Here is a 13,690-nt window from a genome sequence, read left to right on the forward strand (position 1 = left end):
TACTCCCTTGTTAAAATTGCTGTTTCATGCTGCCGGGCTGCTCTTCACGAACAATCCAGTAGCTATCTGATGAACTGTCCAGTTTCTGTGACAGCAGGTCTTTTCCCAACAGGCGCGTAACCAGCCCAAACGGGACAAACGTAGTGATAAACACCAAAAACATGACGATTGGGGCCACAATCGCACCCAAAAGCATGCCGAGTTTGAACCAAAGCCGGTTCGGCACCTTCAGAGTAGCGGGTGCAAAAACTGTCAAAGCCAGAATAACCCCAGCGATAACCATTGGGATCAGGCGCACCGACCCTCCGCCCCACAAGGGCCAAAGAGCGATAATTATGAAGACAGCGGTGAAGACGTAACCAAAGCCCCGTTCGGACCCGATTTCGACTTCTACCTTCGCGTGATGATCAGACATTGAACACAACCAAAATAACCAAACAAAAAACCTGCGCAAAGAATAACACTACTGGTTGCCGAAACAAGCCTTTTGCAAGCTCACACCATCATTCTTGCGATGAATGCCATCTTGCATCGCTTGATGGCTAAATACTTGAAGCGTGACAAAAACCCGTTGCAGCACCATGCAGATTCACATCAGATACCCCCATGACCCCGCCTACATTCACAACTGACCTGGATACGGATCAGGTTCACCTGCAGATATCGGGTGATCTTCACACCCAGTCTCTGGATATGGTTGAGCGTGAATTCGCGAATTTCCATCCCAACGGCGGAACGGTCACAGTTGATTTGACAGGCGTTAAGGCACTCGACACTGGCGGGGCTTGGCTGATTGCCGGCCTTGTCCGCAAGGTGAAGTCCAGCGGCGGGCAAGTAGAGCTGCACGGTGCAACCGCCGCGCATTCCGCGCTGATCGAAACGGTTTCCCGCAACATGCCGGACGAATCTGCCCCTGATCCCGGAAAGCCAGATTTTCTGGATTGGGTGGCACGTGTCGGCGAGCGTACAGTCGGTGGCTGGAAAGACAGCTTGTCGTTGCTTGAGTTTCTGGGCCTGACGCTACACCGGCTGGTCCGCACAATCTTGATGCCGCGGCGTCTGCGGCGGGCTGCGCTGGTATCGCAGATGGAAGAAACCGGTTTGAAAGCGATTCCGATCGTTGCCCTTATGGGTTTTCTGATCGGCGTTGTACTAGCATTTCAGGGGGCCACGCAGCTCAAGCAGTTCGGGGCCGAGATATTCGTGGTCGAATTGATCTCGATCTCTGTGCTGCGTGAGCTGGGCATTTTGTTGACGGCAATCATTGTTGCGGGTCGCTCGGGATCTGCCTTTACAGCTTCCATCGGCTCGATGAAGGTGCAAGAAGAAATAGATGCCATGCGGACGCTGGGCCTGGATCCGATCGAGGTTCTGGTCATTCCACGCGTTGTGGCGTTGCTGATCATGCTGCCAATCCTAGGGTTCATCGCCGATATCGCCGCCTTGATTGGCGGCGGTCTTATGAGCTGGATCGACCTTGGAGTCAGCCCCGGAATGTTCGTGACCCGCCTCAAGGAAAACACCGGCATCTGGCAATTTGCCATCGGTATGATCAAGGCACCGTTCTTTGCGCTGGTCATCGGTATCATCGCCTGTTGGCAGGCCTTACAGGTCAAAGGATCGGCACAAAGTGTTGGGCAAAGAACCACCGCGTCCGTGGTCCAGGCGATCTTCTTGGTGATCGCGCTGGATGCCATGTTCTCGATCTTTTTCTCGGTACTGGGGGTCTGAAATGGACGGTGTAACCCGCGAACAGATGCCGATTGGCGACACCCAGCGCGAGGCGGTGATACGGGTCCGCAATCTGACCAACCGGTTCGGACCGCAGATCGTGCACCAGGATCTGAATCTGGATGTCTGGCGGGGCGAAGTACTGGGCATTGTCGGCGGCTCGGGCACAGGCAAATCCGTCTTGCTCCGCACCATCGTCGGCCTGAACAAACCGGCCGCGGGAAGCATCGAAGTTCTGGGCGTCGACGTCCTGAACGGCCCCGAACAAGAGAGGCGGCGCATCGAACGCCGCTGGGGCGTCGCCTTTCAGGACGGCGCGCTTTTCTCGTCGCTCACCGTGTTGCAGAATGTCGTAGCCCCCCTGCGCGAGCATACAGGAATAAGTGAAAGCCTTATGTCGGCGCTTGGCGGTCTGAAAATCAGCTTGGTCGGACTGCCGCAGCTGAGCTGTGGCAAATTCCCGTCTGAACTGTCGGGCGGGATGCGCAAACGTGCCGCTTTAGCGCGCGCGCTGGCGCTGGACCCTGAGATCGTATTTCTTGATGAACCAACGGCCGGTTTGGATCCCATCGGCGCCGCTGCTTATGACGACCTGATTGGCGAGCTTCAGCAAGCGCTGGGTCTGACTGTGTTTATGGTCACGCATGATCTGGATAGCCTTTATGCGATTTGCAACAGGATCGCAGTTCTTGCAGAAAAACGTGTTCTGGTTGATGGTCCGATTGAAGAGATGACCAAAGTCGATCATCCTTGGGTCCAAGAATATTTCACCGGCCCCCGGGCGCGCGCAGCACAAAAAAAGGGTCAGGACAGGTAACACCCATGGAAACCCGAGCAAATTATATCCTGATCGGTGCATTCACCCTGGCTGGAATACTGGGTGCGTTTGGCTTTTTTCTATGGCTGGCCAAATTCGAGGTTTCCCGGCAATACGCCTATTACAATGTACTGTTCGACAATGTTTCCGGCCTGTCTGCGGCAGGTGGCGTCAGTTACAACGGACTGCCAGTCGGGCAGGTAATCTCCCTTAACTTGGATGACGAGCACCCATCCAAAGTGCGCGTCCGCATTGAAGTAGACGCAAGTATCCCGGTGACCGAGGATACCGTCGCCCAGTTACAATCGCTTGGGGTCACCGGGGTCAGCTATGTGGAACTGACCGGAGGCTCGGCCTCGGCCAAGCGTTTAGAACAGGACAGCCTGATCAAAAGCAAACGCAGCACCATCCAGTCCTTGTTCGAAGGTGCCCCTAAACTGTTGGAAAAGGCGATTACGCTGATCGAGGATATCGACAAGGTGGTGGATGACAAGAACCGCCAGCAGGTATCTCAGATTCTGGAGAACGTATCTTCGGCCACCGGAAGGCTGGACAAAACCCTTGCAGATTTCGAAAACTTGTCCTCAGATTTGGGTGGCGCAGCTAAAGAAATTTCAGCCTTCTCAAAACGCCTCGAAAAATTGGCAGACACCGCAGAAACAACGCTGGAAGCCGGAACAAATACATTAAATAGCCTGAAAACCGCATCCGACACAGCTGTATCGGCCCTAGACAGCGCAAAAGATACTTTTGACGCAGCAGATCGCATCATGCAGCAGGATCTGCAGCCCTTCATCGAACGGGCCTCGACCCTGGCAGACCACCTTACGGTCCTGACCGAAGATGGGCGCGTCGCGCTGGCCACGGTTTCCGAGACTTTCGTGAACGCAAACAAAACGCTCGGCTCCGTCACTGGTACGATGGAAACAGCAAAGGGCACTTTGACCTCAGCTGAACGCGCATTTGACTCGGCCAATGAGGTGATCAACAAAGATATCGGCGTCGTCATGGATGATGTCCGCAATGCCGCCAACCAAGTGGCGTCCACGGTGACGAAAGTGACAGACAGGCTTGATGATATTTCAGCCGATATCCTCAGCGCGTCCAAATCGGCCTCGGAACTTTTGGGAACCATCGACGGCATCGTTCAGGACAATCGCCGTCAACTGTCCGATTTCATGCGGGTTGGCCTGCCACAATTCACGCGTTTCATAGAAGAATCCCAACGACTGGTGATCAGCCTCGATCGTCTGGTGGACAAAGTTGAACGCGACCCCGCCCGTTTCCTTCTTGGGACCCAAGCATCGGAGTATCGTCAATGATCAGGCATTTGATAATGACCGCAGTTTTGGCGTCTTTGGGGGCGTGTACTGGACTGGAAACGCTGCGGCAGGCCTCAGAACCCAATGATCTCTATCTGCTGACACCCAAAAGCACGTTTTCTTCTTCGCTGCCACGCATCCAGAAACAGATCGTGGTCCAAGAGCCAACCGCGACTGCCGCAGTAAATACCGATCAAATTGCAGTTCAGCCGACACCTTTGCAGGTTCAATATCTGCCGCGTGCCAGATGGGTGGATCGCGCGCCGCTGATCGTCCAGGCGCTTTTGGTCGAAAGCTATGAAAACAGCGGACGGGTATCTGCCGTGGGTCGTTCGACCGTAGGGCTTCGTCCGGATTATGTGATTGTTCCCGATCTACGCGAGTTTCAGGGCATTGTCGTTAACCAGGATGGTGAAAGCTCGACCGTACGCGTCGAAGTTCGCATGAATATCAAGATCGTGGACGAGTTCGACGACAAGATCATCGCTTCGAATTCGTTCCAAGAGAACGTAATTGCCAAAAGTAACCAGACCGAAGATCTGGTTACTGCCTTTGACGTTGCTCTGGGGAAAACCATGCGGGATGCTGTCGAATGGAGCATTCGTAGAATTAGTACCCATACAGCCAACAACCCTAGGTCATTCTAGTTTCTCCCAAGCCCGGACCTTACTCAGCCAGCGTCTGGGCCAGACGCATCAAGGTGACAGCTTCAGCCCGATATCCGAAAAAATCCTCACCTCGGGACAGCGTGGCCAGATCAATGGCATCCGCATAGGACCAGCCGCCAAGATATTCTCCGCCCCGGAGCAACTGACCAAATCCTGCAATCGCATAGGAAAAGCGGATGTCATCCGTGACTGTCCCTTGTCCGGGTAAGATAGGCTGCTCCATCAGATTGCTTTGATCTTCACCAGGAAGCTTGTAACGCATTTTGAAGAAGCCAATTTCCGCTGAATCTTCCGATATGGATTGTTCAGCATACCGCAACGGGCCGTTTCTGATCGCATCGGAACCAACTGGCGTGACCTCGTAGATTGCCGTTACGGTGTGACCTGCTCCAATATCACCAGCATCCACTTTGTCATTTGAAAAGTCCTCGCGCTGCAGGGATCGGGTTTCATAACCGATCAGTCGGTATTCAGCGATCTGTGACGGGTTGAACTCGACCTGGATTTTGACGTCGTTGGCGATGGGAAAAAGCGCCCCGGTAAGTTGATCGACCAATATTTTTTGCGCCTCAACCAGCGTATCGATATATGCCGCCTGCCCGTTTCCGTTCTGGGCCAGAGCCTGCATGGTGGCATCGTCCAGATTGCCTCGGCCAAAACCCAGAACGCTTAGGAATGTACCACTGTCGCGCTTGCGGGCGATAAAATCCTTCAGGGCATCAGGGTCTGACAGACCCACATTGAAATCGCCGTCGGTGGCCAGAATTACGCGGGTCACCTCACCGTCCGCAGCCATACCTTCTGCCACTTGATAGGCTTGCTGCAACCCGGCCTGCCCTGCTGTCGAGCCACCGGCTTCGAGCCTGTCGAGGGCTGAGAGTATGGTCGTCTTTTCGGCTGCCGCGGTCGGTGGCAAAACCTGCCCGGCACTTCCCGCATAGGTGACGATCGAAACCTGATCTTCCGGACTGAGTTCAGACAGCATCAACCTGAAAGACTGTTTCAGCAGCGGCAATTTGTTAGCATCCTGCATTGAGCCCGATGTGTCGATCAGGAAAACCAGGTTCAATGGAGGACGGTCTTCGATCTGGGGCATGACCCCTTGGATGCCAACATGAACAAGCTGCGTCCCCTCATTCCAAGGCGTCGGTGTCACGGTGATCGTAGAACGGAACGGTTCCGCCCCATCAGGCGCCGGGTAGGAATAGGGGAAATAGTTCACCATCTCTTCAACCCGCACCGCATCCTTGGGCGGCAGATGGCCATTCATCAAAGACGACCGAACAATGGCGTAAGAGGCGGTATCTACATCAATCGAAAAAGTCGAAACCGGTTCGTCCGTCGTGATCTTCAGCGAGTTGCTGTCCGCGTTGGCGAAAGTTTCGGTATTCTGTTCCGGCGCGGGAACAGTCTCATGTTGAAGGTCAAATTTCCCGACCGCCGATGCCGGCGCGCGCTGTAAAAGGTCCGCAGCCCCCAGCTGCGCAACGGCCCCCTGCCTCTTGGCGGAAGGTTCGATTGTTTCTTCAATCACAACAGGCGCCTCAACAACTGGTTCTTCGAGATTGGCCTCGGGCATATCCGCCACCAATAGGTCAGACTCCTGCCGTGCGTCGGCGCGGTCCTCGGACCAGGGCAGTGGCGCAACAACCTCGTCGCGCGTCTGCGGCAAGATCACAATCAGAGCCACAGCAGCAACTGCGGTGGTAGCGGTCAGGACACCGCGATAAGAGAGGGCATTCAACATGGCTTTCGCTCCTTCTGTCAGGCGGGCTATGAGGCCGCGCTTGACAGTGGGACGTCGCGCAGAGGTCGATCCTTGGATATTATCGAATTTTTTTTGCGCCTGGCTCAGATTTTCAATCCGTCGCGACGCATCCGGGGTCGGCGTGGCGGCGTCCATCAGCATCTTCAGCTTGTCCAGTTCATCGGTCATTGTGCCAGTTCCTCTTGCCGCAAGGCGCGCAGCCGTTTGCGGATATCTGACATCCTCCAGGACACTGTCCCTTCGGAAACACCCAGCACCTCTGCAGCTTCTGCATGAGTCATCTCATCCTCGAGGGTCAGGGCCAGAGTGTCTTGCAAGTCCTGTGGCAGGGACCGCATGGCCCGTTGCAACCAATCGACAGCCTCGGCCGTTTCCTGCACCTCGGCCCGGCGCATCTGCTCTACATCCCCCCAGCCGTGGGCCGCCTTTGTGTGACGGGTCGCGCGACGGCGTGCATCCTCGGCTGCATTGACAACAACACGGTACAACCATGTCGTAAACCGGGCTTCGGCACGAAAACCTACGATCTTTGACGGCAAGGCGGCGCATATATCCTGCGTCAGATCTTCGGCCTGATCCGCGCGTCCTGTCAGTCGAAAAGCCAACCGAAAGACCCTGTCGTAGTGGCGTGCCAATAGCGTGGCAAACGCATCAGCGTCCCCTGCAGCAGCGGCCTTTGCCAGATTCTCATCCGATGTTTTCATGCGCATCACAATGGGTAAGACGAACCAAAAACATCAATCCTTGGCAATGCACACAAAAAAATCAGAAATGATCCGCCGATGCGCGATTCCAGTCCTCTGCATATTCATCCGGAAGCGGAGCCTTCAGCAAAGCGCCTTCTTCAAGATGCAAATAGAGTTCAGCATAAGAGCGATCTCTTTCATCTGCAGTACGCCGAAGGATGTCCGAAGGGTGAAGTTCGGAGACCTTTTCCTTGCCCATGGCGCCCAGCAGCTCGCGAAAGCTCTCTAAAGTCGCGTCGTGATAGCGATGTACCCGTTGTCTTTTTTGCGGAACATTCACAGCGCGGCCTCGGACCGGATCCTGTGTGGCCACGCCGGACGGGCATCGGTTTGTGTTGCAGTGAAGCGCCTGAATGCATCCCACTGCAAACATCATTGCCCTTGCCGCATTACACATATCGGCCCCAAGCGCGCATTTCTCGATGATGTCATAGCCTGTGGCGACTTTGCCCGAGCAAATTATGCGAATCTTATCGCGCAAACCCACACCGCGTAGACAGTTATTCACGAAAATCAACGCCTCGTTCAAAGGCATGCCCAACCGGTTGGTGAATTCTACAGGGGCCGCGCCCGTGCCGCCTTCGGCACCATCAATGGTGATGAAATCAGGCAGGATGCCTGTTTCCAGCATGGCTTTGCATATCGCTAAGAACTCGGACGGACGACCAATGCACAACTTAAACCCAATAGGTTTGCCACCCGACATCTCGCGCAGATTCTGAACGAAATTCATCAAGCCGGTAGGTCCGTCAAATGCGGAATGAATTGGCGGAGAGATCACGTCCTGATGCAGGGGAACACCGCGTATCTGCGCAATCTCTTCATCCACCTTGGCCGCAGGCAACACCCCCCCGTGCGAGGGCTTGGCCCCTTGCGACAGCTTGATTTCAATCGCCTTGACGACCTCGTTCCTGGCTCTTTCGGTGAATTTGTCTTTGTCGAACCCGCCATCCGGTGCGCGGCATCCGAAATACCCAGTGCCAATCTGCCAGATGATATCGCCACCTTCGGCCAGATGGTGCGGCGACAGACCACCCTCACCCGTATTATGCGCAAAACCTCCATCCTTTGCCCCACCATTCAATGCTCGGATTGCATTGGCGCTGAGGGCACCAAAGCTCATCGCTGAAACGTTCAGGCGCGAGGCACTATAGGGTTGGGAACATTGCGGCCCGCCCAACATCACCCGTTCTTCGCTTTCCGGCACATGTTTGGGCGCAAGCGAGTGATTGGCCCTGTGGTATCCAACGGTTTGGATGTCGTATTGGGTTCCAAATGCCTGGGTATCAACCTGCCCTTTGGCACGGGAATAAACCAGACTGCGAATGATGCGGTTATAGGGACGGCCGTTTTCGTTGGTTTCAACAAAATATTGCCGTATCTCTGGGCTGACGAATTCCAGCATATACCGGAAATGTCCCAGAACCGGGTAGTTATTCAGTACGTTATGTCTGGTGGTCAGTAGATCATAGAGACCGGTCACCGCGTATGGGATTAGAACAATAAGAAACCAATGAGCCGGTGGCCAGAAAAACCCAGCCAAAACTGTCAATGGCAGACACACAAGGCTCAATACGTAATAGAGTCTGCGTACAATCATTCGTGCTCTCCCAATATGGCGGTACCCTGTGTCAACGTGAAACAAATTCGCGATTATACGCAAGCCTTTACGCCCGAAATCACGCAAATGGTTGAACTTGTGATCCGCCAAGTGCGGTTGATCCCGGTCGCACCAATCGGTATCCCCGATAACAGACTAACGCGGGTGGGATCAGCAGCTGTGAAAAAATCGCAAACAGCATGGGCCACGGCTCTCATGTTCTGTGCCGTTTTCGCGGGTGGCGCGGCTGGGTCACTGGTCAGAGAAGCATTGTCGCTCGGGATCTCGGGCCTGCCGATCCTGACCGAGACCTTTGGCATCAATATAGCCGCATGCTTTGTGCTTGGCTGGTTATACGCCATCCGGCACCGGGTGCATGCCCACGTCCTGCATCTGGGCGCGGTTGGGTTTTGTGGCGGGTTATCTACGTTTTCCTCATTTGTCGCGGAATTGGAACGTCTGGCCGAGGTCAGTTTCGGATTTGCCCTCGCTGCGGCGGGTTTGGAAATTGTGGCGGGTCTGGCTGCAGCAATTTTGGGTGAAACTGTCGGGCGTCGCTTTTCAACACCGAGGTCGTCAGAATGAGCGATCTCTACCTGCACGCAATGTTTGGTTTGGGCGGCGGTTTGGGCGCGGTTCTGCGGCACTGGATCGCCATTCGAATTCGCCATGACCTGCCCGTGGCAACGCTGATCGTGAACGTCTTTGGCAGTCTGTTGCTTGGGCTTTGGGTCGGGTATCTGGGCGGACCGACGGGCGTCAGCCTGGAGGAACAGCGCCTGGTGTTCGGCTTTTGTGGCGGCTTCACCACTTTCTCCAGCTTTGCATACCAGTCCCTGGAACTGCGGCGCGAACGCACAATCGCTACGGCGGCAGGCAATATCGCGCTGAGCCTTTTGCTGTGTTGGGGCGCGCTGTGGCTTGGGCTGATGGTGATGCGCTGATCCGGTGCAGCCGGACCTACATCGGATAGGTATGCATCCGCACCGCCAGATTCCCCATTATCCAGACCGTCCCAACAATAATGATCAAAAGAACCATCGTGGAAAACAGGACTAGGTCCAGGTCCTCGCGGCTGCTGCGTCGACGGTCGATATGCAGGAAATACACCAGTTGAACAATCAGCTGCGCCAGCCCCAACAAACCGATCGACAAATAAACACCCTTGGTCTCGATCCCGAACGTATAGGCAAGGGTAAAGACCGCCAGTGTCAGCAGCAGCGATCCGCCATAGCCAATCACATATCGGCGGCGTTCACGTCGGTGCATTTCGCTGCGCCTATCCATAGGTCAGCCCTCCGAAATAGACGATCGTGATTATGCCGATCCAGATGAGGTCGAGAAAATGCCAGAACAAGGCCAGACGAACCACCCGTGACATCAGAACGTCGGTTAGACCAAACACACGCAGCTGAATACCCAGAACGATCAACCACAGACACCCCGCAGCGACATGCAGCCCGTGCAGCGGCACAAGCCCGTAAAACGCTGACAGAAACCCGCTCCGCTGTGGAATGCCACCCTTTTCCGCCATAGCCAGAAAGTCACGTATCTCAAGTACCAGAAAGCTGAGGCCCAGAACCAGAGTTACCCCGAACCAAAGCACGATACGGGGCCGTGGCAGGTTGTATTTCAACGCCAGCATCGCAAGGCCCACTGAAAGGCTGCTGGTCAACAGGATCAGAGTCTGGGCAAAAATGCTAGTCAGGTCGAACAGTTCATGCGGACCGGGCCCACCCGCCTGCGCGTCGATCATGGTGATATAGATCGCGAACATCAGGCCGAAATAGACCAGATCGCTCATCAGAAAGACCCAGAACCCAAAAGTGACCACTTCGCTGGCCTTGTCGGCACCCGGATGCCGTCGGCCCAAGTTTAGGCCCGGATAGCTGTGTGTCGGCGCGCGTTTCATGTAGTGGCCTCCAGATCAGGACGGGCCAGGCCGCGGTTCTCGGGCGCGTATTCATGATCGCGATTGACCGGAACCGATGCGCGCACGAGATCAAGCCAGGCTTCATGCTCTTTGCGGACCTGCTCGGCCGGAATAACCTCTTCGGTGTCGGTTCTGAAGGTCCAGGCGATGAAGGCCGCCAACATCGCTGCGGTCGTCGCAATAGCCAGCCACCAGATCCACCAGACCAGCGCAAACATCCAGATACCGCTGAGCACGCACAGACCGAACCCGATCGCCGTATTGCGTGGTATGAGGATATCTTCATAGGCATCAAGAGACGGATAGGCGTTGCCGCGCTCTTTTGCGGCGGCAAAATCATCCCGGTCGGTCACATGCGGAATGATTGCAAAGTTATACGGAGGCGGCGGTGCCGGAATTGACCATTCCAGCGTGCGCCCATCCCAAGGGTCGCCAACCGGCACGCGGGTTTTTTCCCGGTCTCGAATGCTGACCCACAGCTGGACAATGATCGACAGAAGCGCTGCGAGAATGACCATAGACCCAATCAAAGCGGCGATCATATAGGGGTGAAAGCTGGGATCTTCCCAACTGTAAGATCGACGCGGCATCCCCATCAAGCCGACAAAATAAAGCGGCAGGAAGGTCAACATAAATCCAACGGTCCACAACGCGACAGATATCCGTCCCCAGCCTTCATTCAGGCGGAAACCAAAAGCTTTGGGGAACCAATAGTTGTATCCCGCAAGCAGGCCAAACAGGACGCCAGGCAGCAGCACATTGTGAAAATGCGCGACCAGGAACAGGGTGTTATGCACCTGATAGTCGATGGTCGGATTGGCCAGGATGACGCCCGACAACCCTCCGATCACGAACAGCATCAGGAAAGACAACCCATAGAGCATCGGGACCGAGAACCGGATACGCCCGCGAAACAGCGTGGCCATCCAATCATAAACTTTCACGCCAGTCGGTATGGCGATCAGCATCGTGGCAATCCCAAACACCGCATTGATCAGCGCGCTTTGGCCCATAGTGAAAAAGTGGTGCAGCCAGACCGTGAAGGACAGCACCGCAATCGACATCGTTGCAATCACCAAGGAGTTGTACCCGTACAGGCGCTTGGCCGAGAAGGTCGCAAAAACCTCGGAATAGATACCATAGGCGGGCAGGACCAACAGATAGACCTCGGGATGTCCGAACAGCCAGAACAGGTTGGCATAGTTCATCATGTTGCCGCCAAGGTCATTGGTGAAAAAGTGGAAATCCAAGTACCGGTCTGCGGCCAGCATCAGCGCCGCAACACCCAGCGGCGGCATGGCAAAGACAATCAGGATCGAGCTGCAGATGATCGTCCAGCAATACATCGGCAACCGCATGAACTGCATCCCCGGCGCGCGCATCTTGTAGATCGTAACGGCAAAGTTGATTCCGGTCAGCGTCGTTCCGATCCCCGACACAACGATGGCCCAAATCCAATAATCCGGCCCTACGCCGGGATTGAAGGCTGCACCGGTAAAGGGAGGGTAGGCCGTCCAGCCCCCGGTCGAGAACTCTCCGACCACCAGGGAAACCATCAGCATCATGCCCGAGGACACGGTCAGGCCTAGGCTGATCTGGTTCATCACCGGGAATGCCACGTCGCGGGCGCCTATCATCAGCGGGATCAGGAAATTGGCGGCACCGAACACAAACGGCACGGCCACGAAGAAGATCATGATCGTGCCATGGGTACTGAAAAGCTCGGCGAAATGCTCGGCTTCCAGAAAGCCTTCGCCCGGCCCTGCGGCTTGCTGGGCGCGCATGACAACGCCTTCCAGAACCCCCCGCGCCAGCATCACGATGGCAAAGACGATATACATGATGCCGATCTTCTTGTGGTCGGCGCTGGTCAGCCAGTCACGCCACAGCGGCCCCCACAGACGAAACCATGTCAGCAGCCCCACAACGGCAATGACGCCCACAATCACGATCCCAGCGGCAGCATTTGCCACGATCTCATTTGCGTTGGGCGACTGGATCAACCCGGTGATCGGAAAAGCATCCCAGTTTAGACGGCCGAAAAAACCAGTCTCGACATTGGTCATTGTGTTTTCTCCTGACCATATTCGGCAGTGCCCGGTTGCTGATCGGCAGGCAAGGGTGTGGCCCCGTGATAGCGGTGCAGGATCGACTGAAACAGATCACCATCGGCTAGCGTGAAATACAGCGCATCAGTCGGCATCTGATCATTGCCCAACATGGCCTGCACCTCGTCCCGGTCCGTTCGCATGGCAAGCGTTCGGTATGTTTCAGCGCTCAACGGAACCCCGTTTGCCCGGACATTCTCGGCCCAGTCATTGAACTCCTGAGACGACATGGCAATGGCTTTGAATTTCTGTTTGGTAAAGCCACGTCCGTTATACTGCGTATTTTCGCCCTGCATTGTTTCGGGCCTATCGGCGACAAGGTGCAATTTGGTCGTCATCCCCGGCATGGCATAGATTTGCCCGGCCAGTGCCGGGATCATAAAGGACTGCATCACCGTATCTGTTGTCAGTGTGACAGCCACCTGTTGGTTGACCGGGAGCCCCATCTCACCGACGCTGGCGATGCCAAGATCGGGGTAGATGAACAGCCACTTCCAGTCGAGACCAACAACCTGCACTTTCAGCGCCGGTTCTTCTCCGAATGAGGTCTCGTAAGGGTCCAGCCGGTGGGTGGCTTTCCACAAATAGAATGAAAGGATGGCCACAATAACAACCGGGATACCCCACATGAGAAACTCCAACCGGGCGGAAAAATCCCATTCCGGTCGATAGTCTGCCTGCCCCTCCTTTCGCCTTCGATACCGTATGGCAATCAAAGGCACCAGGATCAGAACCGGAACAACTGCGACCAGTATCAGAACAGTTGCCCGTAAAAGGTGGCTTTTCTGAAGGGCGGCGACGGGTCCCTGAGGGTCCAAGAAATTGTTGCTGGCTTCGGCAACCGGCACAAAGCCGAGACCTGCGATGGCGGCAGACAGGACAACCAAGGATGCAAAAGACGGTCTGGAATATGTCACGCCTGTTCATCCTCATTTCAAAATTGATTGGGACAACTATCGGCAGAGTCCTGAATTTTCACAAGGATTTTTACGCAGCT

The 13,690-nt window shown here is 55.3% G+C and carries 14 protein-coding genes; 6 read left to right on the plus strand and 8 right to left on the minus strand.

Going from position 1 to position 13,690, the window contains the following annotated elements; translation table 11 throughout:
- Positions 1 to 10 precede the first annotated feature (10 nt).
- A complete protein-coding gene (locus tag AC2FJW_RS08735; RefSeq protein WP_142636423.1) occupies positions 11 to 415 on the minus strand; it encodes an SxtJ family membrane protein in 405 nt (134 codons plus the stop codon).
- Positions 416 to 606: 191 nt separating this feature from the next.
- Here AC2FJW_RS08735 and AC2FJW_RS08740 point away from each other — a divergent pair, with 191 nt between their 5' ends.
- The 4 genes from AC2FJW_RS08740 to AC2FJW_RS08755 are packed head-to-tail and all read left to right on the plus strand — an operon-like array spanning position 607 to position 4,517.
- Complete coding sequence (locus tag AC2FJW_RS08740) at positions 607 to 1,731, plus strand: ABC transporter permease (RefSeq protein ID WP_496693778.1); 1,125 nt, start codon at positions 607 to 609, stop codon at positions 1,729 to 1,731.
- Between the two features lies 1 nt (position 1,732).
- Positions 1,733 to 2,548, plus strand: a complete 816-nt coding sequence (locus AC2FJW_RS08745) for an ABC transporter ATP-binding protein (protein WP_271949003.1) — start codon at positions 1,733 to 1,735, stop codon at positions 2,546 to 2,548.
- Between the two features lie 5 nt (positions 2,549 to 2,553).
- Positions 2,554 to 3,870: an MlaD family protein gene (locus AC2FJW_RS08750; protein ID WP_142636429.1), complete on the plus strand. Its 1,317-nt coding sequence runs from the start codon at positions 2,554 to 2,556 to the stop codon at positions 3,868 to 3,870.
- A gap of 14 nt (positions 3,871 to 3,884) precedes the next feature.
- Positions 3,885 to 4,517: an ABC-type transport auxiliary lipoprotein family protein gene (locus AC2FJW_RS08755; RefSeq protein ID WP_246097221.1), complete on the plus strand. Its 633-nt coding sequence runs from the start codon at positions 3,885 to 3,887 to the stop codon at positions 4,515 to 4,517.
- 19 nt (positions 4,518 to 4,536) lie between these two features.
- Here the strand turns inward: AC2FJW_RS08755 and AC2FJW_RS08760 are convergent, their stop codons facing one another.
- The 3 genes from AC2FJW_RS08760 to AC2FJW_RS08770 all read right to left on the minus strand — a co-directional run bounded on the left by AC2FJW_RS08760 (position 4,537) and on the right by AC2FJW_RS08770 (position 8,652).
- Complete coding sequence (locus AC2FJW_RS08760; RefSeq protein ID WP_496749856.1) at positions 4,537 to 6,474, minus strand: vWA domain-containing protein; 1,938 nt, start codon at positions 6,472 to 6,474, stop codon at positions 4,537 to 4,539.
- Entirely contained in the window at positions 6,471 to 7,010 is a 540-nt protein-coding gene (locus AC2FJW_RS08765; protein WP_496691551.1) for an RNA polymerase sigma factor, read from the minus strand. The genes AC2FJW_RS08760 and AC2FJW_RS08765 overlap by 4 nt, the downstream gene beginning before the upstream one ends.
- Positions 7,011 to 7,071: 61 nt before the next feature.
- On the minus strand, positions 7,072 to 8,652 hold the full coding sequence (locus tag AC2FJW_RS08770; RefSeq protein WP_496698347.1) for an FMN-binding glutamate synthase family protein: 1,581 nt from the start codon (positions 8,650 to 8,652) through the stop codon (positions 7,072 to 7,074).
- A 36-nt stretch (positions 8,653 to 8,688) separates the two neighbouring features.
- Here AC2FJW_RS08770 and AC2FJW_RS08775 point away from each other — a divergent pair, with 36 nt between their 5' ends.
- Both AC2FJW_RS08775 and AC2FJW_RS08780 read left to right on the plus strand, forming a co-directional pair.
- The gene (locus AC2FJW_RS08775) at positions 8,689 to 9,237 is read left to right on the plus strand and encodes a fluoride efflux transporter FluC (RefSeq protein ID WP_496749857.1); all 549 of its coding nucleotides are present in this window, start codon (positions 8,689 to 8,691) and stop codon (positions 9,235 to 9,237) included.
- Positions 9,234 to 9,596, plus strand: coding sequence for a fluoride efflux transporter FluC (locus AC2FJW_RS08780; protein WP_496749858.1), 363 nt, complete (start codon positions 9,234 to 9,236; stop codon positions 9,594 to 9,596). Before AC2FJW_RS08775 ends, AC2FJW_RS08780 begins: the two co-directional genes overlap by 4 nt.
- A 16-nt stretch (positions 9,597 to 9,612) precedes the next feature.
- Here AC2FJW_RS08780 and AC2FJW_RS08785 read toward each other — a convergent pair whose 3' ends face one another.
- From AC2FJW_RS08785 to AC2FJW_RS08800, 4 genes are read right to left on the minus strand one after another with little or no spacing between them, the layout of a single operon-like run.
- Complete coding sequence (locus AC2FJW_RS08785; RefSeq protein ID WP_496749859.1) at positions 9,613 to 9,939, minus strand: cytochrome o ubiquinol oxidase subunit IV; 327 nt, start codon at positions 9,937 to 9,939, stop codon at positions 9,613 to 9,615.
- Positions 9,932 to 10,564, minus strand: coding sequence for a cytochrome c oxidase subunit 3 (locus tag AC2FJW_RS08790; protein ID WP_496749860.1), 633 nt, complete (start codon positions 10,562 to 10,564; stop codon positions 9,932 to 9,934). Before AC2FJW_RS08790 ends, AC2FJW_RS08785 begins: the two co-directional genes overlap by 8 nt.
- Positions 10,561 to 12,651: a cbb3-type cytochrome c oxidase subunit I gene (locus AC2FJW_RS08795; RefSeq protein ID WP_496749861.1), complete on the minus strand. Its 2,091-nt coding sequence runs from the start codon at positions 12,649 to 12,651 to the stop codon at positions 10,561 to 10,563. The genes AC2FJW_RS08790 and AC2FJW_RS08795 overlap by 4 nt, the downstream gene beginning before the upstream one ends.
- Positions 12,648 to 13,610, minus strand: a complete 963-nt coding sequence (locus AC2FJW_RS08800) for a cytochrome ubiquinol oxidase subunit II family protein (protein ID WP_496749862.1) — start codon at positions 13,608 to 13,610, stop codon at positions 12,648 to 12,650. The genes AC2FJW_RS08795 and AC2FJW_RS08800 overlap by 4 nt, the downstream gene beginning before the upstream one ends.
- Positions 13,611 to 13,690 lie beyond the last annotated feature (80 nt).

It is taken from the genome of Ruegeria sp. CDSA020 (assembly GCF_059612345.1).